Origin of the sequence: Brachymonas moutaii (nom. illeg.), assembly GCF_049977365.1 — a bacterium.
In the GTDB taxonomy this organism is placed as follows: Bacteria; Pseudomonadota; Gammaproteobacteria; order Burkholderiales; family Burkholderiaceae_C; genus Brachymonas.
On the sequence record NZ_JBNGEN010000003.1, the window covers coordinates 83,610 to 107,170 of the forward strand.

Sequence of the window (23,561 nt, forward strand, 5' to 3'; positions counted from 1 at the left end):
GTGCGTTGGGGCAGACAGGGGGCTGCCTGCCTCATTGCAGGGTCTTGCCGAGGAGGGTTGACGTGATTGTGGATTTCGCCACTTTTTCGATTTCCCTGTTTACTCCTCAGCTCTGTTATCCCTGTACCAGGCGAGAAATGCATGGACAGGTTCACAAAACGCAACCTCGCCATCCTTGTCAACACGATCTGGCATAGACTGCAGCCACTTTTTCAGCCACTCGCACAATTTCTTGTCCTTGTTCCCTTTCTTCGGGTATTCCAAAGGAGTCTCCAGTGTTTCTGGATTCTGCACATACGTCGTGAAGTCGAGCCTAATCGTTTCCCCATCTTTGACGTAAATTTTCTCTAGGTCAGGGATCGGCCGTTGCGGCGCATCAATACGTATCGCTCCTTTTTTCCCCCAATAGACGGGAATCAGAATAGCGTTGGGGTCTTTCGGAAGCTCGGACTCTTTCCAGCCTTCATACACATCGAGTACATCGTGTTCCACGCCAGATTGCTGTGTCAACGCACTGTTTGTTTCCTTAAGATGCCGTAGGGCTGTGTCACTAACATGATCGCGAAAAAACACGAAATAGATTTCTCGGTCTTTCATGTCTTCAGGTGACAGCTCCAGCAAACTTGTCTGATTCTTTTTGTTAGGGTTGCGCGTAGCGCGTCGCCTTCTCCAGGCCTCGTTGGCGGCATCGAGATCCGCCTGCGTGATGGGGCGCGCCTCACTCCACAGATCATCAAACCATACACTGGCCCGTTCCAATAGCGCAGAGTTTTTGGTGCACAAGCCAAGTTCATGAAATCCATCCACCTCGTTATCTTCCAAGCCAAGTCCATTACAGGACATATTGGCAGACCCTACCACCATGGCCTTGTTTGTCATAACAAGCTTTGCATGGAGGGTATCTACCTGTTTAATTTCCATATTCTGTAAAGCCTGTAACTTCGGGATGACAGAAGGATTTGTTCCCCCCATGGAAAGGTTGCACAGAATGCGCAGCGATTTACCTTGCCATTTTTTAAAGATAGACTCACTGCCTTCCCCCCAAAAGGCAACAGCTACGCATGCTGAGTCAGCCTTTTCCAGAAGTTCATGAATGGCGGATAGATAGCTTTTGTCGTGAAGCAGCATGGTGATTCCTTTTGTTGTCACATCCCGAACGATCATACGCTCGGCGGTCTCCAATCCGAAGCGCAACACTGCAGGTTGATGTTCGATGAAGGGCAGAGGAGTTTCTGTCTTCCACAGCGGCCATGTCATGCACTGTGCAAAGGCCTGTAGGGCGAGCGCCAATCGAACATCTGCCTGGGGCGGTTGTTCATCAAGTCCGCCATGGAGTCCAGGGCCTCCTGGTCGTGCACACGCAGACCAGTTGCCTCCTGGTGGGCCGAGACGCCTGAGATGGCTGATGTCGTCTTGGCCTTGTCTCAGCTCCTTCAAGGCCGCCAAGTGCAGTTGGCGGGAGTGCCGGGGCCATGGCTGAACATTTCGAGATGGCCGACGTCATTCGTCGTCGCACCGAATCTAGCGCACAAGAGCATGAGGATGTGCTGGCACTCGATTTGTACGGTACCATTCCGTACAAATAGGGGTATCTCATGAACGCAAATTCCGCTCGTCTTGACCTTCGTCTCGAAGCCCGCGACAAGGAGCGCATCGCCAAGGCGGCTGCTCTGCGCGGCATGCCGCTGTCGTCGTTCGTGCGCAATGCCGTGTTGCGTGAAGCCGATGCCGCCATCGCCGCCGATACCGTCGTCACGCTGTCCGAGGCCGAATCGCGCCGCTTCCTGGACGCGCTGGACGCGCCTTTCCGCCCCAATGCCCGCCTGAAGCAGGCGATGGAGTCGGCTGCTGGCCTGACGCAGCGCTGAGGCATGGCGCTGACCTTCACCGTCCTGGACGGACGCCAGCACGATCGCGAAGGCTTCGCCTGCGGCGTGGCCGCGCTGGACGACTATCTGCGCCGCCGCGCCGGGCAGCATCAGCGCGATGGCATCGCCACCACCCACGTGCTGATCGACGACACCGAGCCGGCCCGGATTCTCGGCTACTGCGCACTGTCGGCTGCGCAGCTGCATCTGCATGAGCTCCGCGAGGACGACCGCAAGCGGCTGCCCGCGTACCCGGTGCCGGCCATTCGCGTAGGCCGGCTGGCTGTCTCCCGTGCTGAGCAGGGTAAGGGGTACGGTGGGCTGCTCCTGGGGCATGCGGTCAATCGGGCCTTGTCCGTGCGGCAGACGATGGGCGTGCGCGTGCTGGTCGTGGATGCCAAGGATGCGCGGGCAGCCGCGTTCTACGAGAGCTTCGGCTTTCGGTGCACGGGCACATCGGCACGGACGCTCTATCTTCCCATTGGCTCGAATTGAGAAATTGATTGCGTGCATGCACGGCGCCGTTTTCCATGATGGTGCTGTCTTCTCTCTGTCCTTCTTCACTGTCCTCCGTGACCTATTCCCGCCCCGGTGTGCACGCACGGCGGGAAGGGCTGGGCGCTGATGGACAATCGGGGGTGCATGGGGCCGTGTGGCCCTGTACGCGACAGGACAGGAGCAGCCTTGAAAATCATCGTATTTGCCCACAGCGGGGGGCCCGGAGGGGCCGAACATGCCTTGCGCCATCTGGTGGCGATGCTGGCCGAGCGCCATGAGGTGGACATCATCCTGCCTGATCTGGAGCGGGGCGAGGCGGCCTACTACACGGAGCGCGGCCATCGCTGCTACCACCTGCCGGTGCCCTTTGCCCTGCCGGATGTCTCGGGGGCGCTGCTGCACTATGCGCGGCTCGATCTGGCCGACATCGTGCGCGTGCTGCGCGAGGGGGCCTACGATCTGGCCCTGTCCAACACGCTGGCGATTCTGCACGGAGCGTGGATCGCGCGGTATCTGGGCATTCCGCACCTGCACTACGTGCATGAATATCTGCAGGACGAGGAGCTGATGCCGGTGGCGCTGTCGCGGGCGTCGTATCTGGCGATGGTGGGGGAGTCTTCCAGCGGGATCATTGCGTGCTCGGACTTCGTGGCCGGGCAGTTCCCCGAGGCGCTGCAGGCGCCGCTGCGCGTGCTCGAACCCTTCGATTACACCCAGGCCGTGGAGCCGCGCGCCTTCGACGATGCGGGCGAGAACGTGATCCAGGTGATCGGCACGCGCTCGCACCGCAAGCATGCCGTCTTTGCGCTGGATGTGGCCAAGGCGCTGGCGCTGCGGGGGGTGCCGGTGCGTGTGGACATCATCGGTTCGGCCCACAGTGCCGACGGCCGGCTGGGGCGCATGATCCAGAAGCGCGGGGTGCCGGTGCGGGTGTTCGACCACCATCCCGATCCGTATGCGATCAACATCGCCACCCGCACGGTCACGCTGGTGTGTGCCACGACCGAGCCCTACGGGCTGACCGTGCCCGAGTCGCTCCGGCGGGGCATTCCGGTGGTGGCGTCGCGCTCGGGCGGGCCGCAGGGGCTGCTGCCGTCTTCCCTGCTGTATGACGTGGATGACCTCGAAGGCTGCGTGCGGGCGCTCGAACAGGTGTTTGCCCACTATCCCGATCAGGTGGCGCAGGCCTGCCAGCAGTACGACACGCTGGCGGCCCGCATCGACCGCCAGAGCGTGGCCGAGGCACTGGAGCGGACGCTGACCGGGGCGCTGGAGCACCGCGTGCCCATCGGTTCACCCCGGCTCGATGCGCTGGTGGAGCGGGTCAAGCCCGTGCTGCACCTGCCGCTCGATACGGCGGACATGGCTGCAGCCATTGCCAAGGTGGGGCGGCGCGAAGGGGTGAAGCAGGACGCCGCTGCCGTGGTGGCCCGCATCGAGGCTGAGCGCCAGCAGCCCGGCACCGCCGTGGCGGAGGACCTCCGGCGCTTCGATGTGGTGCCCTTTGTCATGTCCGCGGGCATGGACCGGCTCTACCGGCACGGGCTGGGTCTGGCCGTGGAGCTGGCGGCCACCTGCGAAGACCCGGGGCGGCTGCAGATGGCGGCCTTCATTGTCTCGGCGCTCGACGAATGGCAGCGCGAGCACCAGCGCAGCCCCCGCGTGCTGGCGCTGGGTGACGGCATCGGCATCGACTCGCTGCGGTTTGCGCTGGCGGGATTTTCCGTGACCTATGTGGATTACGACCAGTCCCGCATGGCCGAGGTGGCGGCGCGCCATTTCGACACCGTGCGTGCGTCGCGCCGGGGCCGCAAGCTGCCGGTGCGGGTGGTCGACCGGGTGACCCACGCCTACGACGCAGTGGTGTGCCTGGAGGTGATCGAGCATGTGCCCGATCCGGCCCAGTTCTTCGAGGGGGTGGCCGGCCATGTGGGCGAGGGCGGGCTGCTGTTCATCAGCGAGTGCTTCAACGGCATCGAGAACCGCTGGCCCACGCATCTGCGCAGCAACGAGTCGCTGGCGGGCATGCTGCCCCTGATGGCGCCGCCCACGCTGGACTATGTGGGCACGCACCCGGCCCTGCCGGGCAAGCCCTTCGTGTTCCGGCGCCGCGAGGCCGATGCCCCGGCAGCCGCCTCCTGCACCGATCTGCTGCGCCAGCGCACCGTGGAGCGCATGCTGCTGCAGCAGCGCCTCGATCTGGGTGTGTAGGTCGTAGAGGGTGTGTCCACAGAAAAATGAATGGGCCTGGAACCAGGACACCTGATCTGATGGCCTGAGCCTGAACGCATGCGCAACAAGGGGGAGGGAACCTGGGCTGGTTCTCTCCCCCTTTGGCCTTCCGTTCCCGTTTCTTTTTACTTCCCACTGGGGTCGTAGAGCAGGGCGGCGGTGAGGCGGCTTACATGACCGAGAGGTGCTCGGTGCCGGCGGCCAGGTCGGAGGTGGCAGCGCGCTTGGAGTTGAGCTTGATCTGCAGGCGCAGGTCGTTTTGCGAGTCGGCGTTGCGCAGGGCATCCTGGTAGGAGATCGTGCCTTCCTCGAAGGCGTCGAACAGGGCCTGGTCGAAGGTCTGCATGCCGATGTCCCGGCTGCGGCGCATGACTTCCTTGATTTCGCCGACCTCGCCCTTGAAGATCAGGTCGGAGATCAGCGGCGAGTTGAGCAGGATTTCGATGACCGCGACGCGGCCCTTGCTGTTCTCGCGCGGCAGCAGGCGCTGCGAAACCATGCCCTTGAGGTTGAGCGAGAGGTCCATGAGCAGCTGCGTGCGACGTTCCTCGGGGAAGAAGTTGATGATGCGGTCGAGCGCCTGGTTGGCGCTGTTGGCGTGCAGTGTGGCCAGACAGAGGTGCCCGGTCTCGGCAAAGGCCACGGCGTGTTCCATGGTTTCGCGGTCGCGGATTTCGCCCATCAGGATCACGTCCGGGGCCTGGCGCAGGGTGTTCTTGAGGGCGATTTCCCAGTCCTCGGTGTCGAGTCCCACCTCGCGCTGGGTGACGATGCAGTTCTTGTGCGGGTGCACGAATTCCACCGGGTCCTCGATCGTGATGATGTGCCCGTAGGAATTCTCGTTGCGCCAGTCCACCATGGCGGCCAGCGTGGTGGACTTGCCCGATCCCGTGGCGCCGACCACGATCACCAGCCCCCGCTTGGTCATGGAGATGTCCTTGAGGATGGGGGGCAGCCTCAGGTCGTCGATGGTGGGGAGCTTGCTCGGGATCACCCGCAGCACCATGCCCACCTTGCCCATCTGCACAAAGGCGTTGACGCGGAAGCGCCCGGTGCCCGGGGGCGAGATGGCGAAGTTGCATTCCTTGGTGCGCTCGAACTCGCTCATCTGGCGGTCGTTCATGATCGAGCGCGTCAGCGCCAGCGTGTGGGCCGGCGTGAGCGGCTGGCTCGACACCTTGTTGATGCGGCCGTCCACCTTGATGGCCGGGGGAAATTCGGCCGTGATGAACAGGTCGCTGCCGTTGCGGCTCACCAGCAGCTTGAGCAATTCGTGGATGAACTGACTGGCCTGGTCGCGATCCATAGGGAGTCTCCTGGTCGGGGGCGGACGGGCGCGGGGCCGGTCAGCCGGGGAAGTTTTCGGGGATCTTGGCCTTGCTGCGGGCTTCGGCCGGAGAGATGAGGTTGCGGCGCACCAGCTCCGTGAGGTTCTGGTCCAGCGTCTGCATGCCCACGGAGTTGCCGGTTTGGATGGTGGAGTACATCTGGGCGACCTTGGCCTCGCGGATCAGGTTGCGGATGGCAGGGGTGCCCAGCATGATCTCGTGCGCGGCCACGCGGCCGCTGCCGTCCTTGGTCTTGCACAGGGTCTGCGAGATCACGGCCACGAGCGACTCGGAGAGCATGGCCCGCACCATTTCCTTTTCCTCGGCCGGGAACACGTCGATGATACGGTCGATCGTCTTGGCGGCGCTGGAGGTGTGCAGGGTCCCGAACACCAGGTGGCCCGTTTCGGCGGCGGTCATGGCCAGGCGGATGGTTTCGAGATCCCGCATTTCCCCCACCAGAATCGCGTCCGGATCTTCCCGCAGGGCCGAGCGCAGGGCGGCGCTGAAGCTGTGCGTCATGGGGCCGACCTCGCGCTGGTTGACCAGGCACTTCTTGGACTGGTGCACGAATTCGATCGGGTCCTCCACCGTGAGGATGTGGCCCTGCTCGTTCTCGTTGAGGTAGTCGATCATGGCGGCCAGGGTCGTGGACTTGCCGGAGCCGGTCGGCCCGGTGACCAGCACCAATCCGCGCGGGCGCATGGCCAGCTCGGCAAAGATCTTGGGGGCGTTGAGGTCCTCGAGCGTCAGCACCTTGCTCGGAATGGTCCGGAACACGGCTGCAGCGCCCCGGTTCTGGTTGAAGGCGTTGACCCGGAAGCGTGCCAGCCCCTGCACCTCGAACGAGAAGTCGACCTCCAGTTCCTCCTCGTACTGCTTGCGCTGCGTGTCGCTCATGATGTCGTACACCATGGCGTGCACTTCCTTGTGCTCCATGGGCGGCAGGTTGATGCGCTTGACGTCGCCGTGCACGCGGATCATGGGGGGCAGCCCTGCCGAGAGGTGCAGGTCAGATGCCTTGTTTTTGACGCTGAATGCGAGAAGTTGGGTAATATCCACGGAAATCCCTGGTCGAAGAAGAATGCGGGGCAGAGTCGGCCTCTGGTGCCGCCCTGCGGCACCCTGGCCGCAGGAGGGGCCTGTCCGGCTCGAAGGCCGGGTTACGGCCTGCGGTGCTTCATCATGCACCTGTGGCGCACCCGTGCTGCCCATGCCCGCAGCGGATTCGCTGTCGTGTCCCCTTTCGGCCGAGGCCCCCTGGCTGCCTCCATGGTAGCCAGTTGCCACATCCAAATGTACTCCCTATGTTTTCCAGTGCCCCGATTGCCCTGAATTTGCAGCACGTGCAGCACAGAATCGCCCAGGCTGCGGCGCGTGTACAACGTCCCGTGGAATCCATCCGCCTGCTGGCGGTCTCCAAGTTCTTCGACGCCGAGGCGGTGGCCGCTGCGGCCGATGCCGGCCAGCACGCCTTTGGCGAGAACTACGTCCAGGAAGGCGTGGCCAAGATCGAGGCACTGCGCGCGCGGGGGCTGGAGTGGCACTGCATCGGTCCGCTGCAGAGTCGCAAGACCGCGCTGGTGGCCACCCACTTCGACTGGCTCCAGAGTCTGGACCGCACGGAGCTGGCCGAGCGCCTGAACCGCCAGCGTCCCGAGACGTGCGCGCCGCTGCAGGTCTGCCTGCAGGTGAACATGGACGGCGGGGCCACCAAGCACGGCGTGGCGCCCGATGCAGTGCTGGCGCTGGCACGCACTGTCATGGCCCTGCCGCGGCTGGAGCTGCGCGGCCTCATGAGCATTCCCGACCCCAGCGACGACCCGCAGCAGACGCTGGCGGTGCACCGCGACACCCGCGCCCTGTTCGACGATGTCGGCCGGCAGCTCGGGCTGCCGCGCTGGGACACCCTGTCCATGGGCATGAGTGCCGATCTGGAAGAAGCGGTGGAAGCCGGCAGCACCATGGTGCGTATCGGAACCGCCATCTTCGGGGCGCGTCCGGTCAAGACACAGGCGCCGGAGGACGCTGCCTGATGGCCTGATGGCCTGATGGCCTGATGGCCTGATGGCCTGATACGCAGGGCCGCCGCGCGTGGCAGGCCTTGATCCTTGCCCGTCAGTCCATGCCGTCGGTGGCGTGCAGTGTGGTGGGATCGAACAGGCGTGGTGGCGCCTTGCGGTTCAGTGCCCTGCAGTCGATGGCCAGCACCCGCGTGAACAGCAGGCCGGCCACGGCGCGCAGCAATTCGCCGGTGTCCAGCGTCGGGTGGCTGAGGGCATCGGTGATGCGCAGCCGGTGGCCATCCTGCACCTGGGCGAGCACATGGCGGGCCGGATCGGACAGCACGCGGTCGGGCAGATGGTAGGTGCGGTGGGCGTGCACCGTGTAGCGCCACAGGCGTGGCGGCAGCATGGCATGCACCTGCGGCAGCGGGCAGCGCAGGGTGTACTCCCACAGCAGCTCCCAGAACGAGAGCTCCTCCATGCCCGAGGCATCGAAGCGCCAGCCCTCGGCGTAGGGAATGGTGGAGAGCATGGCGCCGCGCATGGCTGCCAGCGGCAGATGCTGCTGGCGCCATACCTTGCGGCGGGAGGCAGAGACCACGGCCACCAGGGCGCTGCTGGCAGGATCGCGCCACACCAGATGATGGCAGCCCCAGGAGGCCCGCTGCGAGACCATGGCCGTGATGAGCGCGTAGCGGCTGCGCAGTGCATCGAGCCCCCCGAAGCTCTCGGTGAGGTTCTGCGCCAGCTCCTCGCCGGCGTGGTCAGTGCTGTTGCGCCATTCCTGATGGGCTTCCTCGTCCTCGCCGAGCAGACACGCGGGCAGCCCCTGGTAGTGGCCCTGGGGGTCCAGGGCCACCCGCTGGATGTAGCGGTTGAATCCGATGGCCGTGTCGGCGGGGCCGTCGGCTCCCTGCTGGCCGTCGTCGTCCAGGTCGACGCAGCGCAGATGGGTGAGATAGAGGTCCGGCGCCAGTCCCGGCGGCGCAGCCTTCCACTCGGGCGCGTCATCGGGCCCGTCAGCGCCCGCCAGGGGCGCGAGGGCTTCGGCAATGTCGGAGATTTCGTAGGGTGTCAGCCCCACCGGGGCATAGAAGGCACGCATCCCAGAAGCATACGGGCATTGCACCCCTTTGCTGCACGGGTGTTGTGACGGAGCCGCACCGGAGGCGCTCCCGTTTGCCCGTACCATGCACTCCACAGCCCGTCCGCGTGGCGGCCCGCCTGTGCGGGCCGTTGTTCCGGCGCTTCCCTTCCCGATTTTCAGGAGAGTCTCCCATGTCCGGCCTGCTGCCCTTTGTCGATCCCGATGGCCTGCGCGAATATTCCGTGGTGTATACCGATCGCGCGCTCAACCACATGTCCCGCCGGTTCGTCGGGGTGATGCAGGACATCCAGTCCGTGCTGGCCGAGGTGCACGGTGCCCATGTCTCGGCGCTGGTGCCGGGCAGCGGCACTTTCGGCATGGAGGCGGTGGCGCGGCAGTTTGCCCGGGGGCGCCGCGTGCTGGTGGTGCGCAACGGCTGGTTCAGCTACCGCTGGAGCCAGATTCTGGAGACATGCGGGCTCACGCAGGACGTGCAGGTCTGCACGGCACGTCCCCTGACGGCCGACGTGGATGCGGCCTGGGTGCCTGCTCCGGTCGACGAGGTGGTCGCTGCCATCCGCACGCACCGTCCTGCCGTGGTGTTCGCGCCCCATGTGGAAACGGCCAGCGGCATTCTGCTGCCCGACGCCTATGTGCAGGCGGTGGCACGGGCGGCCCACGAGGTCGGGGCCCTCATGGTGCTCGACGGCATTGCCAGCGGAGCCATGTGGGCCGACATGCAGACGCTGGAGGTGGATGTGCTGCTGGGAGCCCCGCAGAAGGGCTGGAGCAGCACGCCGTGCTGCGCCATCGTCTGCCTGAGCGAGCGCGCACGCCACGCGCTGGAACAGACCACGAGCGACAGCTTTGCCTGCGACCTGCGCAAGTGGGTGGCCATTGCCGAGGGCTATGCCCAGGGGCAGCATGCCTACCACGCCACCATGCCCACCGACGGCATCGTGCGCCTGCGCGACGCCATGCTGGAGACGCGTGCCGATGGTTTCGCCCTCACCCGCGAGCGCCAGCTGGCGCTGGGAGCACAGGTGCGGGCGCTGCTGGAGGCGCGCGGATTCTCCAGCGTGGCTGCCGAGGGCTACAAGGCGCCCGGCGTGGTGGTCAGCCACACCACCGATCCCGAGATGCAGAACGGGCGTGCCTTTGTGGCGCAGGGCATGCAGGCGGCGAGCGGGGTGCCCCTCATGTGTGGAGAGCCTGAGGGGTTCCGCACCTTCCGGCTCGGGCTCTTCGGCCTCGACAAGTGGCGGGCCGTGCCGCACACGGCCGACTTCGTGGCCCGGGTACTTGATGACATGGGGTACACGGCCGGCTGAACGCGGCATTCCAGGCTGCGCGTGCAGCGGCTTCAGGTCGGCGCGGCCGGAGGGGCGGGGAGGGTCGTGGCCGCATCGCGCAGGCTTTCCTGCAGCCATTGGGCAAAGGCGGTGCATTCCCAGCGGTCCATGGTGCCGGCCCGCCAGCACAGGTAGTGCGCGTGCGGGCTGGCCACTTCCCGCTCGGACAGGCGGGCGAGCGTGCCGTTGGCCAGCCAGGGGCGCGCGAGCTGCAGGCGCACCAGCGCCACCCCCAGCCCCTGGGCAGCGGCATCGCAGGCCAGGCCGACATCGTTGAACGAGGAACCGTCCACCGGCTCGGGCCAGTCGAGTCCGTGGGCCACGAACCAGGTGCGCCATGGTTCGAGCGGGCTGCGCAGCAGGGCCGCGCGCTGCAGGTCGTGCACCGAGGGAAAGGGCCCTGCCGTCTGCAGGTATTCGGGCGAGGCCACGGGGGTGATGGCGTCTTCGAGCAGGCAGATCGATTCCATGTCGGCATAGCGGCCGGTGCCGAAGCGGATGGTGAAATCCGCGTCCTCGGCCACCACGTCCAGCAGCGGAATGCTGACGTGCAGCGAGAGGTCGATCTCAGGGTGCAGGGCCAGGAAATGGCGCAGCCGCGGCATCAGGATGCTGCGCGCAAAGGTGGGTGTGACCGCCACCCGCAGCTTGCGGCGCGTCAGCGCGCCCTGACGCCCCGGAAAGCGCTCCAGCATGGTGAGCGCCTCGCGCACGTGCGACAGGTACTCGCTGCCCTCGGTGGTGAGGGAGAAATCGGCCCGGCCGAACAGCCGCGTGCCGATGAGCTGTTCGAGCTGCCGGATGCGGTGGCTGACCGCGCTGGGCGTCACGCACAGTTCCTCGGCCGTGTGCGTGACGCTGCGCAGACGCGCCAGCGCCTCGAAGGTCAGCAGACATTGGATGGGGGGAATGCGCAGGGCCATGGCAGCAGGGCCGATGCGCCCGCACGGAGCGCAGGCACATCGGCCACAAGGGCGTCAGCGGAAGATGACGGTGCGCCGTCCGTTGAGCAGCACACGGTGTTCGCTGTGCCACTTCACGGCGCGCGCGAGCACTTGGCTCTCGGTGTCGCGGCCGATGGAGGTGAGGTCCTCCACGGTCTTGCTGTGATCCACGCGGGCCACGTCCTGCTCGATGATGGGGCCTTCGTCGAGATCGGCGGTGACATAGTGTGCCGTGGCACCGATGAGCTTGACGCCACGGTCATGCGCCTGATAGTAGGGCTTGGCGCCCTTGAAGCTGGGCAGGAAGCTGTGGTGGATGTTGATGGCCCGGCCGGACAGGCGCTCGCACAGGTCGTTGCTGAGGATCTGCATGTAGCGGGCCAGCACCACCAGCTCGGCGCCTTCCTGCTCGATGATTTCGAGTTGCCGTGATTCGGCCTGCTCCTTGTGCTCGCGCGTCACGGGCAGGTGGTGGAAGGGCACGTTGTAGCTGGCCGCGAGCTGGTAGAAGTCGCGGTGGTTGCTGATGATGGCGCGGATGTCGATGGCCAGCAGCCCGCTCTTCCAGCGAAAGAGAAGGTCGTTGAGGCAGTGGCCTTCCTTGCTCACCATGATGACGGTGGGCATGCGGTGCGAGGTGGCGTACAGGCGCGCCTGCATCTGGAAGGGCGCCGCGAACTCGGCCAGACGGCGGCGCAGCACGGCCACATCAGGCTCGGGGCAGACGAAGCCCACGCGCATGAAGAACAGTCCGGTGCCCGAGTCGTTGTACTGGGCAGCCTCTTCGATGTTGCCGTCCTGCTCCATCAGGAAGCCGGAGACGGCGTGTACCAGCCCCTTCCGATCGGGGCAGGACAGGGTGAGGATGTAGGGATGAGTCATGACAGATCAGGGTGGGCCATGCCCGTGCCGGACGGCGCAGACCGAAAGGACAGCCCCCGCGCACCATATCGGCGCCTGTGGGGCCCAGAACACCTGATTGTAGTGATCCTGCCCCTCTGGTTCCGTGCCGGGGATGCAGGGGGCAGAGGCATGCGCCGGGAACAGGGCACAGCCGGCAATGGCGGTGCCACTCCCGCTGCCGGATCAGTGCGGCATGTCCCGCGATGCGGTCAGTGCAGCATGACGGGGCTGCCCGCCAGACCGGAGTAGTGGTCGAGCATGTCCTCGACCTCTTCCTGGGTGGGGGTTTCTTCCTGCCAGCGGGTGATCTGCTGCTGGAACAGCTCGGCCCAGCTGCCGTCGAGATACACGTGCTTGCCGCAGCGCTTGTCCACGATCTCGAATCCGTGGCGGGCCAGCGCGAGATGGGCGCGCCCATCCATGCGAATGGCTTCATCGGCGTCCAGCTCGGGCGTGGGCTGCATGTGGACTACGGCGAAGGCTTCCGAGTCGTAGAGGGTGTTCATGCCCACAGTGGACTGGCTGAATTTGTCTTCGTTGTTCATGGCAAAGATATGGTAGTCCATATGGGCACTTTCAAGAACAGGGGTGGACACGGGAATGTGCAGAAAAATTCTGCTGCTGTGCATTTTTCCCTTACATCACATCGTATGAAGGCAGAAATGTAGCGTCAATTGGCAATCTGTGCAGGAAAGCTTCCCCCGATTGGGGGATTGGATGTGCATTTCCTGCAGAAGTTCCCGTTCTTCTGCAGGCAGGGTGGATGCGCGGGTCAGGGGGCCGTGGCAGGCATCCGCTCCAGCAGCTGCTCCACGTAATCGCCCGAGGCTTCGGAGATGCGCAGCCGCACGGGCAGGTAGACCGTTTCGCCGGAGCCGGCCTTCCAGGGGGCGTACCACACGTCCACCGTGCGGGAGGCATCGGGCGTGGCCGCACGCTGCAGGTGCACGGTCTGCAGGGGCTTGCCATCCACCGTGACGGTGTCGGCCGGCAGAACCCCAAAGTTCCACACCGAGGCACCCCGGAGTTCGGCCACCTGTATCGGCAGCGTGCTGCCAGGCTGGCCCAGCCCGGGATGCGCCGCCAGCAGGGCCGCGAGCTGCATGAAGACGCTGACCTCGTCCTGGGCGCCGGGCATCAGCGCGGCGTCGGGCCGGCCCGTGGAGAAGGCGATATGGCCGCCAGCGCCCTGTGCGCCGTCGGCAGGCCGCACGAACGTGGTGACATGGCCGCCGCGCCAGTCGTCGCTGAGTCGGTCGGGCTGCAGGCCGTTCGCAGTCAGGAGGCCGGTGCTGGCCTGGGTGCGGGAACCGATCAGGAAGGCACTGACCGTGAACGACATGCGGTAGCGCCCCTGGGTGTCGCTGCTCCACTGCAGACGCGAGCTGGCGTGGTAGTTCCAGGTGGTGCGCTTGCCCGTGACTGCATAGGCCAGCTCGTAGGCGAGCGGCACGCGGGCCGGCTGCCGGGCCATGGCGGCCACGGCCGGGGGCACGGCAGCCGCCGGGGCTGCTCCAGATGCCGGCATGGCGGGCATGGAGGGCTGATCGGGCAGGGCCGGTGCACTGGCAGCGGAAGAAGCGGCCGGCTGGGCTGCAGAGGCGGCCGAGGCAGCAGTCTCCGCAGCGGAGGCACTGCCGGTGGGGGCTGCCGCTGCGGCAGGGGCAGACAGGCGGGAGCGGACCGGGGTCGGCAGGCGGGGGGTGGGCAGATGCAGGGCCGGCGCAGGCGTGTCCAGGTGCGGGGAGGGGGCTGGTGTCGGCGTCGGGGAGGCCGGCAGCGGAGTCTCGGGGACCGGGGCCGGAACCACGCGCGTCTGTACCGGAGCGATCCGGATGACGGCCGGAGTGGCAGCAGTGTCCGGCTGCGCCGGCAGGAACAGTCCCGGTGCAAGCAGCACCCCGTGTGCCGTCACCACCAGGGCCGTGGCGGCCAGCAGCGGCAGCCAGCGCACGGCTGCGCGGCCGCGCGCGCCACGGCGCCCGATACGCAGGCGAGACAGTGGCAGAGAGGGCGGGGACGCAGGAGGCAGGACAGGCATGGACAGGCGATCGAAAGAGCCGGCCTATTCTAGAATGCCCGATTCCCCCGGGCAGGGGGTTCCTGCCCGGTGTTGTGTAAGCGCCTGTTTGCACGGTCCCGGCGGGGCGGCAGGCAGCGCATCCAAAGAAATGGTTCCCCATGAAACTGGCCACCTACCGGGACGGTTCGCGTGACGGGGTGCTGGTGGTGGTGTCGCGTGACCTGCGCGAGGCCCACTATGCCACCCATGCTGCCGACCGTCTGCAGCAGGCCCTCGACGACTGGAATTACATCGGTCCGCAGCTGCAGGATGTCTATGACGCGCTCAACGCCGGACGTGCGCGCGAGGCCTTCCCCTTCGAGCCCGCGCGCTGCATGGCGCCCCTGCCGCGCGCGGCGCAGTGGGTGGAGGGCTGTGCCTTTCCGCGCCAGGAGGCCCGGGTGCGGATGGCCTTGCCTGCCGGGGCGATCCCCTCGGATGCGGCTCCGCTGCTGTTTCAGGGGGCGAGTGACGACTTCCGGGGAGCCTGCGCTCCCGTGCGCTGTCCTGCGGAGGCGGGGGCCGATTTCGGGGCGGGGCTGGCCGCCATCACCGCCGACCTGCCCATGGGGTGCAGCGCCGAGCGCGCGCTGCAGGGCATTCGGCTTCTGGCTCTGACCAACAGCATCTGTCTGCGCACCATCGAGGAGTGGGAGCTTGCACGCGGCATGGGGGTGCTGCTCGCGCGGGTGGCCACGGTGTTCAGCCCTGTGGCCCTCACGCCGGACGAGCTGGGCGAGGGCTGGCGCGAAGGGCGTGTCCATGGGACGCTGCAGGTGGACTGGAACGGCCGCCGCGTCGGCATGTGCGATGTCGGCAGCGACATGCGCTGGGGGCTGCATGAGCTGCTGGCGCATGTGTGCCGTACGCGGACTCTGCGCGCCGGCAGCGTCATGGGCTCCGGTGCGGCGAGCAACCGGGACAACCGCAAGGGCTATGCCTGCGTGGCCGATCGCCGCATGTCCGAGGCGCTGGAGCAGGGCGAGGCCATGACGGCCTGGCCGGTGCCCGGAGATTCGGTGCGCATCGAAATGAAAGGGCGTGACGGCCGCAGTCTGTTCGGTGCCATTGACCAGGTGCTGGCAGGCCCCGAAGGGCAGGGCGAGGCCGACGCCGACGAGGACAGCGCAGCGTCGTGAGTGCTGCGTGCGCTGCAGGCGAAGGCGCACACGGCGAGGGGCGCCGCAAGCGTGCGCTCCAGGGGCCATCTCCGGTGAGGACCGCATGATGTCCGTCAAGGAACGGCAGCCCGTCTGCCAAGACCCTTGGAGCGTCAGGGGTTTGCACGCATAATGGGCTTCATGGTGCTCGCTTTTTCTCCCTCAGTCCTGCAGCGCGTCCTGCGCATGCCGGCCGGTTCCGCCCGGAGCTGGCTGTGGGGGGTGTTGCTGGCTCTGGCGGCGGGATGGTTCTCGCCTCTGGTCAAGGCCGAGGCCTTCGAGGTGGTCTGCTCCGGGGGAGAGAGCGGTGTCCTCGTCGTGACCGAGACGCAGGATGACCTGTCGCATGCCCTGCTGCATGGACGCACCTGCGCCTTCTGCATGCCGGTGTCCATGGCGCCGCCACCGGCGCTGCTGCCCGTGGTGCCTGCGGCCACGCTCCCGGTGGCGGAGCCCGTGGCGACTTTGCCGGCCTCGGTCCCGGCCCGATTCCCGGCCCATCGGCTGGCCCGCGCCCCACCTGCATCCCGCCTGCTCTGAGCACCCGGCAAGACCGAGGCATTCGCCCTGTGTGTTCTGTCTCCGATGAGATGGGCAGACGGAGGATGGTCGGGTGTCGAGGTGTCTGTCTGCTGTTCCCTTTTTTCCGTTCCCTTGTTTTTCCTGTCTGTTTCCTCCGGATCCGTGATCCGGGGAAACGGCGGGTTGCTGCGTCGCCTTGCGCTGTCGGGCGGGCCACGGCTTCGTCCGTGCATGCCCGGTGTACAGGGCAGAGCGGGCAACCTGCATCTGCCTTCTGAGGTGTGTCATGTCTTTTGCATCGCTGTCTTCCTTCTCTTCTTTCCGTTTTTCTTCTTCCATGGCCTGGGGCGCTGCCGTGCTGGCCGGGCTGCTGGGCGCATCCGCCGCAGTGCAGGCACAGGTGCCTGCACCCGCCCATGCGGGCCATGCGCTGGCACGCATGGCGGTGGCTGGCGAGCATCTGCTGTCGGTGCAGCATCCCTGGGTGCGGGCCACGGTGGCGGGGCAGAAAGCCACCGGAGCCTTCATGGAGCTGCGGGCCAGCGAGCCGCTCGAACTGGTGGGGGCGCGCAGCCCCATCACGCATGTGGTGCAGGTGCATGAAATGGCCGTGGACCACGGCGTCATGAAGATGCGCCACCTGCCGGTGCTGCCCCTGCCCGCAGGCCAAACCGTGTCTCTGCGCCCGGGCAGCTACCACATCATGTTCATGGATCTGGACAAGCCGCTCGCGGCCGGCAGCACGGTGCCCCTGACGCTGGAGCTGCGCAATGCGCGCGGGCAGCAGTTCCAGCGCACGCTGCAGGTGCCGGTACAGGCCATGACGCCGGGTGCCGGCGCTGCGGCCCATGCTCCCGGCATGCACGGAGGCATGGCCATGCCCCATCCGTAAGGCAAGGGGCAGGTGCCCCTGAGTCCGGCCGGGGTCTGCACGGGCCTCTGCCGGGAAGTGTTTTCATGATTTGACGCACGCCATGCAAGCGGCCGTTCTGGCGCGTGCTCCCCTTGCTGAGTGGAGCCCGGCGCGCCCAGCCCCTGCCCGATGATTTCACCTCTTTCCGGGGCATGTTGGCGGCCGTGGCGTGCGTCCTTTTGAACTGGTGTCTGCTCTTTGCCCCGTTCGGGACTATCCCGTGCATGCAGGCCGATGGGCTTGCAGTATCCTTGTGTGGATCAGGGCCGTGCACGTGCCGTGCAGGGTGCAATCCGCCATTTCAGGAGACAAGAGCATGAGCGCCAATGCAGCGGGATTCGATTTCAGCAAGTTCGTTCCGGGCTTCGACTTTCTCAAGCAGATCACGCAGCCGCGTGGCCTGACGCCTTCTCCCGCACAGTGGGTCGCCCCTACGGTGGATCCCGAGGAGATCCAGCGCCGCATCGACGAGCTCAAGACCGTGCAGTTCTGGCTGGAGCAGAACACCACCGCCCTCAAGGCCACGATTCAGGCGCTGGAAGTGCAGAAGATGACGCTGACCACGCTGCGCACCATGAACGTGGGGCTCACGGACATGGCCCAGGTGTTCCAGCAGGGCATGGCCGACACCATGTCGAGCGTGACCCAGGCCGTGAGTGCCGGTGCACGCCAGCCTGATGCCGATTTTTCCACCCCCGCCGAGCCGACGGCTGCGGCATCGTCCGTGGGTGCAACCCCCGGGGCCAGCTTCGGTGCTTCCCCCGAGGAGAGTGCGGCCGGGGAGCCGTCTGCACCGGCAGAGGATGCAGCGGCCCCTCCGCAGGGCGGAACCGAAGCGCTCCATGCCGCCTTTGCCCAGGCGGGGCAGTGGTGGGCCGGCATGCTGCAGACCTTCCAGTACATTGCGCAGCAGGCGCAGGCCGATGTGCTTGAGCGTCAGGAAGCCTTTGCCCGTGCACAGCAGGACATGGCGTCTTCTCTGACCGAGCAGGCGGGCGCAGCGGATGCTGCCACTGACACCGCGGCCGACCCGACGAGCGAGGCTCCTGCTGCTGCCCGTGCGGCGAGCCCGCGCCGTCCTGCACGCAAGGCGGCCTCTGCGGCCCCTGCAGGGGCAGGCCCATCGGCGCGTCCTTCCAGGGCGGCCGGGGCCAAGTCCGGCAGCGACACGCCCCGCACCAGCGCCGCACGGCCCAAGGCTGCTGCGGCTGCTTCCGGCATCAAGAAAACCACGGTGGCACGCCGATCCGCCACCGGAGCCAGTACGGCAGGCCAGCCCGCATCGGCCCCTGCCCGCAAGCCGCGCTGAGGCGCTGCATGGGGCGGGCACTCCTCAGGCCGGGAGGCTGCCCCAGAGTCCCGTGCGGACGGCTTCCAGCGCCTGCTCCAGTTCGGCCGGGCTGTTGCTGACAATGGCGTCGGCTGTGGCCAGCGGCTCTTCCAGGGGCGCTGCGCTCAGGAGCAGCAGCCGCGTGTCGGCGAGGGCATGGATCTGCACCTGATCCCCCGCCGCATCGAAGAACACAAGGGAGGGCGCCGCCAGGCTGCCCGGCCAGAAATCGACGGCGGCTTCACCCGCCACTATCAGGGCACTGGCATACCACCCGCGCGGCAGGGGCGCGTCGAGCGTATGCCCTGCCCGCAGGTGGACGTCCCAGCACTGCACGGGGGTGGCGGTCTCGGCCGGGCCGATCTGGCCCTGCCATTCGCCGGCGATGATGCGTGCGGATCCCGCATCATCCGGCAGGGGAACGGCAGGGATGTCCGCTGCCCGGAGGGGCTGGCTGTGGGGGGGCGTGGATTTGTAGGCGGCAGGCAGGTTCAGCCAGACGCTGAGGGCTTCGACCGGGGTGTCCGTCGCGTCCGCGTAGCGGTGGAGCGTGCCGTGTCCTGCCGTGCTCCATTCGGCATCTCCGGCCTGCAGATGGGCGTGATGACCAGCGGAATCCTGCACGTCCAGGGCCCCGTGCAGCACGAGCGTCAGGCATTCGATGCCGGACTCCGGACGCACGAAACACCCCGCTGCAGCAGTGGTGCCCCTGATATGGCTGGCATGGAGCACGGGATTGGCCTGCTTGCCGAGGCCGTGGCTGTCGAAGAAGACATGCTCCTCGCCCAGGGTGCCCAGAGGCTGTGCGGAGAGTGCGCGCGAAGCGCCAATGACCAGTTTGCGCATAAAGGCTTTCCTGAAGAGCAGTGTGTGGAGGGGGAAAAAATCAGGTGTCGTGCATGGATCGGCGCATGGCTTCCTGACGTGCAGAACCCAGGGGGGCCAGCAGGGCGGGTGTCATGGTGCTGGCCTGCAGCACGCGGCCTCCATGGCGGCGTGCGTGGGCCAGCGCCCGTGACCGGTCGGCAAATGCGGGGAGGTCGGGGTTGCGCATGGGGCCCAGCGTGTTGGAGCCCTGCACCAGCCAGGCCGCGTCGAGCGGCACCCAGGCGGCAGTGGCCAGATCGGTGACCCACAGAGAGCGCACGTCGGAGGCGGGGCGCCCGGCGCTGTAGTGGGCGACGTTGTGCCGGAAGCGCAGGAGATCCACCGGGGAGTCGAAGAAGTGAGCGGCACCGTCGGCATACAGCACCTGTGCCGCCCAGCGCGGCATGCGCGCCGGAAACATGCCGCAGACCGGGCAGCGTGCCGAGGCAGGGACTGGGCGGGGTGCCGATGGTGGCAGTCCGCTGCGGGGATCATGGGCAATGGCCGGGGCCGTGATGCACACCGTATCTTCCAACGCGGACGCCGAGGCCACCGGCGCGCCGGCGGGCGACGTGCCGAGCAGGGGCAGCCAGTGCCGGCGAGTGAACCAGCCCGCCGCACCCGTGGCGAATGCTCCGCCCGCTGCCATGCAGAACCACCGCCGGCTCCGAGCGGCGGAGACGGCGGATGCAGGGGCAGGAGGACGGGGCAGCGGGGGCATGGGCAGCATGGCAGCAGGGAAAGGGCTTCTCACATGTGGCTGTCGGTGTTGGCCCCGCCGCGCAGGTCCACCATCTCCGGTCGGATGTCGGACATGCGCAGCAGCTTGCCTCCGTACTGCTGGATGAAGGCACGGGCGTCCGCTTCGCGGCTGAAGCTGGCAAAGGTCGGCCCCATCGAGCCGTGGCGCCGGCTGCCCTGCACGTACAGGGCCGTGCGGGCGTCGATCCATGCGCCCTGGGGGTGCTCCCAGTCGGTCTTGCCCATGTCCTGGACGTAGACGGCGCTGACCTTGCGCACCTGCTCTGGTTGCAGCAGGGCATTGAGCACCTCGACCGTGTCACAGTGGAAGGCGGGCTTGTCGGCCTGGGCGAAATGAATCTGGCCCTTGGGCCCGGGGTAGTCGGCGAGCAGCATGCCGTCAAGCTCGCAGGCCGTGCTGCGGGTGAAGTCAACCGGGGCCACGCTGGCCCGGCTTTCGCCCCGCCCGCCGCAGGCGGCCAGTGGCGCCACGGCAGCGAGTGCCAGCATGCCCAGCAGCAGCCGGTGTTCGGAACAGACGGATTCGTGCCGGGCATTGCGCCCCTGGCAGCAGCGGCAGGTATATGGCTTCATGGTGTGTCGATTCTCAGGGTTTGAAGCGCCAGCTCGCCATGACGAGAGGCAAGACGATCCAGCCCAGCATGACGCCGGTGAGTACGCCCGCGTTCGACAGCAGCGGCGGCACCATGCTGACCAGTCCATAGGCGCTGCGGACGTCGTCGACCGAGAACACGTTCAGGATGCGGAACACATCGGTGGGGTTGCACAGCAGCAGATATGGAAACAGGTCGCCGCCATAGTGGCCCGCCGTGGCCACGAGCACGCCCAGCAGCACGAGGTCGAACACCAGCACGAACAGGAACCACAGCACAATGGCTGCGCCCGAGGCGCGCGTGCGGTCGCGTGCCACCACCGAAATCAGCACGGCCATGCTCAGGAAGGCCAGCCCCATGAGCAGCGCGCTGAACACGAAGCCCGTGTAATGGAACAGGGCGGCCGAGCCGAACTGCCAGCCGAGCACCACGCCGACTGCGGCCAGTCCGGCGCACATGGCCAGTGCCAGGGCACAGGCCAGCCCCAGATACTTGCCGAGCAGCAGTTCGCCCCGGGTGATGGGGTAGGCAAGCAGCAGATCGAGCGAGCCGCGTTCGCGCTCGCCCACGATGGCGTCGAATCCCAGCAGCAGGGCAATGAGCGGCACGAGATAGATCACCAGACTCACCAGGCTGGTGATGGTGAATTCCAGCGAGCGCAGGCCCACGGTGCCCTGCTGTGCGCCGCCCGCGTAGGCGATGACGAGGGAGAACACGGCAAACACCAGAGCCACCGCCAGCACCCAGCGGTTGCGCAGCCGGTCGCGGAATTCCTTCGAGGCCACGGCCAGGGTCTGTGGAACTTGCATCATGGTTGGGTCTCCCTGGAGGAATCGGTGTGGCCGGGACGGGACCTGGCGGGGGATGTGCGGCTGAAGAACATGTCTTCCAGCGAGGGTTCCTGCACCTGGATGTCGCGCACGGGACCGGATTCGCCGAGCAGGGCCCGGAGCAGGTCGAGCTTGCGGCCCCGGGCCACCCGGCACAGCACCGTGCCGTCGTCTTCCGTGTGGAAGACGATGTCGGACAGGGCCGGAGGCAGCAGGGCGTGCAGGGCTTCGGTGCCGGCGGTGGCAGGGAGGGCAAGGCGTGCCCGGACCGTCACCGGCAGATCGAAGCCGGCCCGCAGCTCCTCGATGCTGCCCAGCGCCTGCACGCGGCCGTTGGTCATGACGGCGACGCGGTCCACGCGGTTCTGCAGCTCGGCCAGGATGTGGGAGGTGAGCACGATCGTGAGTCCCTGCGCGCGCAGCTCGGCCAGGGTGTCCCAGAAGAAGTGGATGGCGCTGGGATCGAGCCCGGTGGTGGGTTCGTCGAGGAACAGCACCTGTGGCGTTCCGAGCAGTGCCTGGGCAAATCCCAGACGCTGGCGCATGCCCTTGGAATAGGCGCGCACGGCGCGGGTGCCGGCGTGACCCAGCCCGATCCGTTCGAGCAGGGGCTGGCATTCGCGCGTGTCGACCTGCTTGAGGCGGGCGAAGAAGCGCAGGGTTTCGAGCCCGCTGAGGTTGTCCCACAGCGCCACGTTTTCCGGCAGGTATCCCAGGCGGCGGCGCACCTCGCGCGAGGAGGCTCCGGCCACGGACTGCCCGGCGATGTGGATCTGGCCTTCGCTGGGTGCCAGCAGCCCCAGCATCATCTTGAACAGGGTGCTCTTGCCGGCGCCGTTGTGGCCGATGAGGCCGAACACCTCGCCGCGCGCGATGTCGAGGCTCACGTGGTCCACGGCCGTGAAATCGCCAAAGCGGCGCGTCACTTGCGCGAGACGGATGAGGGCTTCGCCGCCGCCCGGAGCCGGGGCGCCGTGCGAGGAGGCGGCAGGAAGCGTTTCAGGGGGCAGGGGCATGGTCGGGATCCTTGAGCACGCGGGCGCGCCACTGCGCCCAGGAGGTGGAGAGGGGCAGCATGCGGGGGTGGGCCTCGACGATGCTCGGCACCCGCAGCAGCGGGAACTGCTGTCCCACCATGCGCAGGGCCTGCACCGCAGGGCTGGCCATGAGCAGCCGCACGATCGGGTATTTCCAGGTGAGGCGATCGACCATGTCGTTGGCTTCGTAGGCAATGTCGCCGCGACCGTCTCCGTTACGGTCCCAGCCCCGGTAGTTGCTCCAGTAGTTGCCGACCGTGCCGCCCCATTCCTGATCGCGCGCGCCGACGAACTTGACCTGCTCGTGGTTGTCGATGAAGTCGTTGCCGTCCCAGGTGTTGCGGGCCGATCCCGACAGATGGACGCCGATCTGGTTGTCCGCGATCACGTTGTGGCGCAGCTGGGTGTATTCGACGTCATACACGAACAGACCCCGGGCGTTGCCCATGACGATGTTGCCCTCGACGACGGAATCCTCGATCGTGCGCAGCATGATGCCGTGGTCCTGGTTGTTCCAGGCGCGGTTGTTGCGGATGACCTGGTTGCGTACCTCCATGAGGGCCAGGCCGCCCCGGTTTTCCCAGGTGTCGTTGTCCTCCCACACGTTGTAGTAGGAGTTCATGTAGTGGGTGCCGTAGCGGCTGTGATGCAGACGATTCCGGCGGAACACGGCATGGTGCGACACGTCGATGTAGAGGGCATCGCGCACGAAGCTGATCTCGTTGTCGATGATGCGCGCGCCCTGCGTGTTGTAGAGCTCCACGCCGTTGCCGCGCTGGGCGCTGTCGTAGTCGCGCTTGCCGGTGATGTTGTTGTGCAGAACCTGCACGTCGTCGGCGCGTTCGATCCACAGGCCGAACAGGTTGTAGCTCAGGAAGCAATGCTGCACCCGGGCCCGGTGTGCGCCAGGCTGGATGTAGATGCCCGCATTCTGGGCCAGCAGGCTGTCGCCCGAATCGCTGACGATCAGGCCCTCGAGAGTGACATCGGTGGCCTTGACGCGGATGGTGTCTCCCTTGTCCGATCCGCTGATGGTGGGGCGGTCGATGCCATGCAGCGTCAGGGGCTTGTCGATGACGAGGTTTTCGGCATAACGCCCCCGGTGCACCTCGATGATGTCCCCGGGCCGGGCCCGGTCGATGGCCTGCTGGATGCGCTGTCCGGGCCGCACCGTCACCAGCGCTGCCTGCACCGCGCACAGGGGCGCCCCCGCCAGCATCAGTCCCAGGGTGCAGCGGGCCAGCCACTGGCCGACGCGTCCCCGGCT

At 66.8% G+C, this 23,561-nt stretch carries 23 protein-coding genes and 1 pseudogene; 9 read left to right on the top strand and 15 right to left on the bottom strand.

Annotation, left to right across the window (positions count from 1 at the left end):
* Positions 1–99: 99 nt before the first annotated feature.
* Together ACP2WS_RS05395 and ACP2WS_RS05400 are read right to left on the bottom strand one after the other, a co-directional pair.
* Positions 100–1,257: a hypothetical protein gene (locus ACP2WS_RS05395; protein ID WP_426459853.1), complete on the bottom strand. Its 1,158-nt coding sequence runs from the start codon at positions 1,255–1,257 to the stop codon at positions 100–102.
* Positions 1,254–1,376 (bottom strand): annotated as a pseudogene (locus ACP2WS_RS05400) (IS30 family transposase); the annotation flags it as partial. The pseudogene ACP2WS_RS05400 and the gene ACP2WS_RS05395, both read right to left, overlap by 4 nt.
* A gap of 219 nt (positions 1,377–1,595) precedes the next feature.
* Here ACP2WS_RS05400 and ACP2WS_RS05405 point away from each other — a divergent pair.
* The 3 genes from ACP2WS_RS05405 (at position 1,596) to ACP2WS_RS05415 (ending at position 4,577) form a co-directional block, all read left to right on the top strand.
* Positions 1,596–1,868, top strand: a complete 273-nt coding sequence (locus ACP2WS_RS05405; RefSeq protein ID WP_426459854.1) for a type II toxin-antitoxin system TacA family antitoxin — start codon at positions 1,596–1,598, stop codon at positions 1,866–1,868.
* Between the two features lie 3 nt (positions 1,869–1,871).
* Positions 1,872–2,363 (top strand): GNAT family N-acetyltransferase, encoded by a 492-nt coding sequence (locus tag ACP2WS_RS05410; protein ID WP_426459855.1) that lies wholly within the window; start codon positions 1,872–1,874, stop codon positions 2,361–2,363.
* Between the two features lie 189 nt (positions 2,364–2,552).
* On the top strand, positions 2,553–4,577 hold the full coding sequence (locus ACP2WS_RS05415) for a methyltransferase domain-containing protein (protein WP_426459856.1): 2,025 nt from the start codon (positions 2,553–2,555) through the stop codon (positions 4,575–4,577).
* A gap of 190 nt (positions 4,578–4,767) precedes the next feature.
* Here the strand turns inward: ACP2WS_RS05415 and ACP2WS_RS05420 are convergent, their stop codons facing one another.
* Both ACP2WS_RS05420 and ACP2WS_RS05425 read right to left on the bottom strand, forming a co-directional pair.
* A complete protein-coding gene (locus tag ACP2WS_RS05420; protein ID WP_374492077.1) occupies positions 4,768–5,904 on the bottom strand; it encodes a PilT/PilU family type 4a pilus ATPase in 1,137 nt (378 codons plus the stop codon).
* 40 nt (positions 5,905–5,944) lie between these two features.
* Entirely contained in the window at positions 5,945–6,988 is a 1,044-nt protein-coding gene (locus ACP2WS_RS05425; protein ID WP_374492076.1) for a type IV pilus twitching motility protein PilT, read from the bottom strand.
* Between the two features lie 245 nt (positions 6,989–7,233).
* On the opposite strand from ACP2WS_RS05425, the gene ACP2WS_RS05430 reads away from it, so the two are divergent.
* On the top strand, positions 7,234–7,962 hold the full coding sequence (locus tag ACP2WS_RS05430; protein ID WP_426459857.1) for a YggS family pyridoxal phosphate-dependent enzyme: 729 nt from the start codon (positions 7,234–7,236) through the stop codon (positions 7,960–7,962).
* A gap of 82 nt (positions 7,963–8,044) precedes the next feature.
* Here the strand turns inward: ACP2WS_RS05430 and ACP2WS_RS05435 are convergent, their stop codons facing one another.
* On the bottom strand, positions 8,045–9,037 hold the full coding sequence (locus ACP2WS_RS05435; protein WP_426459858.1) for a hypothetical protein: 993 nt from the start codon (positions 9,035–9,037) through the stop codon (positions 8,045–8,047).
* 173 nt (positions 9,038–9,210) lie between these two features.
* Here ACP2WS_RS05435 and ACP2WS_RS05440 point away from each other — a divergent pair, with 173 nt between their 5' ends.
* On the top strand, positions 9,211–10,350 hold the full coding sequence (locus ACP2WS_RS05440; protein ID WP_426459859.1) for an aminotransferase class V-fold PLP-dependent enzyme: 1,140 nt from the start codon (positions 9,211–9,213) through the stop codon (positions 10,348–10,350).
* 32 nt (positions 10,351–10,382) lie between these two features.
* Here ACP2WS_RS05440 and ACP2WS_RS05445 read toward each other — a convergent pair whose 3' ends face one another.
* The 4 genes from ACP2WS_RS05445 to ACP2WS_RS05460 all read right to left on the bottom strand — a co-directional run bounded on the left by ACP2WS_RS05445 (position 10,383) and on the right by ACP2WS_RS05460 (position 14,259).
* Positions 10,383–11,294: a LysR substrate-binding domain-containing protein gene (locus ACP2WS_RS05445; protein ID WP_374492072.1), complete on the bottom strand. Its 912-nt coding sequence runs from the start codon at positions 11,292–11,294 to the stop codon at positions 10,383–10,385.
* A 54-nt stretch (positions 11,295–11,348) separates the two neighbouring features.
* The gene (purU, locus tag ACP2WS_RS05450) at positions 11,349–12,197 is read right to left on the bottom strand and encodes a formyltetrahydrofolate deformylase (RefSeq protein WP_374492071.1); all 849 of its coding nucleotides are present in this window, start codon (positions 12,195–12,197) and stop codon (positions 11,349–11,351) included.
* Positions 12,198–12,427: 230 nt separating this feature from the next.
* Positions 12,428–12,724 (bottom strand): BTH_I0359 family protein, encoded by a 297-nt coding sequence (locus tag ACP2WS_RS05455; protein ID WP_374492149.1) that lies wholly within the window; start codon positions 12,722–12,724, stop codon positions 12,428–12,430.
* A gap of 266 nt (positions 12,725–12,990) precedes the next feature.
* Positions 12,991–14,259 (bottom strand): DUF3108 domain-containing protein, encoded by a 1,269-nt coding sequence (locus ACP2WS_RS05460; protein ID WP_426459861.1) that lies wholly within the window; start codon positions 14,257–14,259, stop codon positions 12,991–12,993.
* Positions 14,260–14,399: 140 nt separating this feature from the next.
* Between ACP2WS_RS05460 and ACP2WS_RS05465 the strand changes: the two genes are divergently transcribed.
* The 4 genes from ACP2WS_RS05465 to ACP2WS_RS05480 all read left to right on the top strand — a co-directional run bounded on the left by ACP2WS_RS05465 (position 14,400) and on the right by ACP2WS_RS05480 (position 18,184).
* A complete protein-coding gene (locus ACP2WS_RS05465; protein WP_426459862.1) occupies positions 14,400–15,419 on the top strand; it encodes a fumarylacetoacetate hydrolase family protein in 1,020 nt (339 codons plus the stop codon).
* A gap of 162 nt (positions 15,420–15,581) precedes the next feature.
* Positions 15,582–15,980, top strand: a complete 399-nt coding sequence (locus ACP2WS_RS05470; RefSeq protein ID WP_426459863.1) for a hypothetical protein — start codon at positions 15,582–15,584, stop codon at positions 15,978–15,980.
* A 319-nt stretch (positions 15,981–16,299) separates the two neighbouring features.
* Positions 16,300–16,854, top strand: a complete 555-nt coding sequence (locus ACP2WS_RS05475; RefSeq protein ID WP_426459864.1) for a copper chaperone PCu(A)C — start codon at positions 16,300–16,302, stop codon at positions 16,852–16,854.
* A gap of 337 nt (positions 16,855–17,191) precedes the next feature.
* Positions 17,192–18,184: a PhaM family polyhydroxyalkanoate granule multifunctional regulatory protein gene (locus tag ACP2WS_RS05480; RefSeq protein ID WP_426459865.1), complete on the top strand. Its 993-nt coding sequence runs from the start codon at positions 17,192–17,194 to the stop codon at positions 18,182–18,184.
* A gap of 24 nt (positions 18,185–18,208) precedes the next feature.
* Here the strand turns inward: ACP2WS_RS05480 and ACP2WS_RS05485 are convergent, their stop codons facing one another.
* The 6 genes from ACP2WS_RS05485 to ACP2WS_RS05510 are packed head-to-tail and all read right to left on the bottom strand — an operon-like array spanning position 18,209 to position 23,513.
* Positions 18,209–19,051, bottom strand: coding sequence for a pirin family protein (locus tag ACP2WS_RS05485; protein ID WP_426459866.1), 843 nt, complete (start codon positions 19,049–19,051; stop codon positions 18,209–18,211).
* Between the two features lie 40 nt (positions 19,052–19,091).
* Positions 19,092–19,802 (bottom strand): nitrous oxide reductase accessory protein NosL, encoded by a 711-nt coding sequence (locus ACP2WS_RS05490; protein ID WP_426459868.1) that lies wholly within the window; start codon positions 19,800–19,802, stop codon positions 19,092–19,094.
* A gap of 20 nt (positions 19,803–19,822) precedes the next feature.
* The gene (locus tag ACP2WS_RS05495) at positions 19,823–20,407 is read right to left on the bottom strand and encodes a nitrous oxide reductase accessory protein NosL (protein WP_374492062.1); all 585 of its coding nucleotides are present in this window, start codon (positions 20,405–20,407) and stop codon (positions 19,823–19,825) included.
* 13 nt (positions 20,408–20,420) lie between these two features.
* Positions 20,421–21,236 carry an ABC transporter permease gene (locus tag ACP2WS_RS05500; protein WP_374492148.1) on the bottom strand — a complete coding sequence of 272 codons (816 nt, stop codon included), beginning with the start codon at positions 21,234–21,236 and terminating at the stop codon, positions 20,421–20,423.
* On the bottom strand, positions 21,236–22,273 hold the full coding sequence (locus ACP2WS_RS05505) for an ABC transporter ATP-binding protein (RefSeq protein ID WP_426459869.1): 1,038 nt from the start codon (positions 22,271–22,273) through the stop codon (positions 21,236–21,238). The genes ACP2WS_RS05500 and ACP2WS_RS05505 overlap by 1 nt, the downstream gene beginning before the upstream one ends.
* The gene (locus tag ACP2WS_RS05510) at positions 22,257–23,513 is read right to left on the bottom strand and encodes a nitrous oxide reductase family maturation protein NosD (protein ID WP_426459965.1); all 1,257 of its coding nucleotides are present in this window, start codon (positions 23,511–23,513) and stop codon (positions 22,257–22,259) included. The genes ACP2WS_RS05505 and ACP2WS_RS05510 overlap by 17 nt, the downstream gene beginning before the upstream one ends.
* Positions 23,514–23,561: the final 48 nt, after the last annotated feature.

Bases quoted from the DNA above. Each gene is read 5' to 3' on its own strand.
- ACP2WS_RS05395 (WP_426459853.1), bottom strand. From the start codon at position 1,257: ATGACATGGCCGCTGTGGAAGACAGAAACTCCTCTGCCCTTCATCGAA.
- ACP2WS_RS05405 (WP_426459854.1), top strand. From the start codon at position 1,596: ATGAACGCAAATTCCGCTCGTCTTGACCTTCGTCTCGAAGCCCGCGAC.
- ACP2WS_RS05410 (WP_426459855.1), top strand. From the start codon at position 1,872: ATGGCGCTGACCTTCACCGTCCTGGACGGACGCCAGCACGATCGCGAA.
- ACP2WS_RS05420 (WP_374492077.1), bottom strand. From the start codon at position 5,904: ATGGATCGCGACCAGGCCAGTCAGTTCATCCACGAATTGCTCAAGCTG.
- ACP2WS_RS05430 (WP_426459857.1), top strand. From the start codon at position 7,234: ATGTTTTCCAGTGCCCCGATTGCCCTGAATTTGCAGCACGTGCAGCAC.
- ACP2WS_RS05435 (WP_426459858.1), bottom strand. From the start codon at position 9,037: ATGCGTGCCTTCTATGCCCCGGTGGGGCTGACACCCTACGAAATCTCC.
- ACP2WS_RS05440 (WP_426459859.1), top strand. From the start codon at position 9,211: ATGTCCGGCCTGCTGCCCTTTGTCGATCCCGATGGCCTGCGCGAATAT.
- ACP2WS_RS05445 (WP_374492072.1), bottom strand. From the start codon at position 11,294: ATGGCCCTGCGCATTCCCCCCATCCAATGTCTGCTGACCTTCGAGGCG.
- purU (WP_374492071.1), bottom strand. From the start codon at position 12,197: ATGACTCATCCCTACATCCTCACCCTGTCCTGCCCCGATCGGAAGGGG.
- ACP2WS_RS05455 (WP_374492149.1), bottom strand. From the start codon at position 12,724: ATGAACACCCTCTACGACTCGGAAGCCTTCGCCGTAGTCCACATGCAG.
- ACP2WS_RS05460 (WP_426459861.1), bottom strand. From the start codon at position 14,259: ATGCCTGTCCTGCCTCCTGCGTCCCCGCCCTCTCTGCCACTGTCTCGC.
- ACP2WS_RS05465 (WP_426459862.1), top strand. From the start codon at position 14,400: ATGAAACTGGCCACCTACCGGGACGGTTCGCGTGACGGGGTGCTGGTG.
- ACP2WS_RS05470 (WP_426459863.1), top strand. From the start codon at position 15,582: ATGGTGCTCGCTTTTTCTCCCTCAGTCCTGCAGCGCGTCCTGCGCATG.
- ACP2WS_RS05475 (WP_426459864.1), top strand. From the start codon at position 16,300: ATGGCCTGGGGCGCTGCCGTGCTGGCCGGGCTGCTGGGCGCATCCGCC.
- ACP2WS_RS05480 (WP_426459865.1), top strand. From the start codon at position 17,192: ATGAGCGCCAATGCAGCGGGATTCGATTTCAGCAAGTTCGTTCCGGGC.
- ACP2WS_RS05485 (WP_426459866.1), bottom strand. From the start codon at position 19,051: ATGCGCAAACTGGTCATTGGCGCTTCGCGCGCACTCTCCGCACAGCCT.
- ACP2WS_RS05490 (WP_426459868.1), bottom strand. From the start codon at position 19,802: ATGCTGCCCATGCCCCCGCTGCCCCGTCCTCCTGCCCCTGCATCCGCC.
- ACP2WS_RS05495 (WP_374492062.1), bottom strand. From the start codon at position 20,407: ATGAAGCCATATACCTGCCGCTGCTGCCAGGGGCGCAATGCCCGGCAC.
- ACP2WS_RS05500 (WP_374492148.1), bottom strand. From the start codon at position 21,236: ATGCAAGTTCCACAGACCCTGGCCGTGGCCTCGAAGGAATTCCGCGAC.
- ACP2WS_RS05505 (WP_426459869.1), bottom strand. From the start codon at position 22,273: ATGCCCCTGCCCCCTGAAACGCTTCCTGCCGCCTCCTCGCACGGCGCC.
- ACP2WS_RS05510 (WP_426459965.1), bottom strand. From the start codon at position 23,513: ATGCTGGCGGGGGCGCCCCTGTGCGCGGTGCAGGCAGCGCTGGTGACG.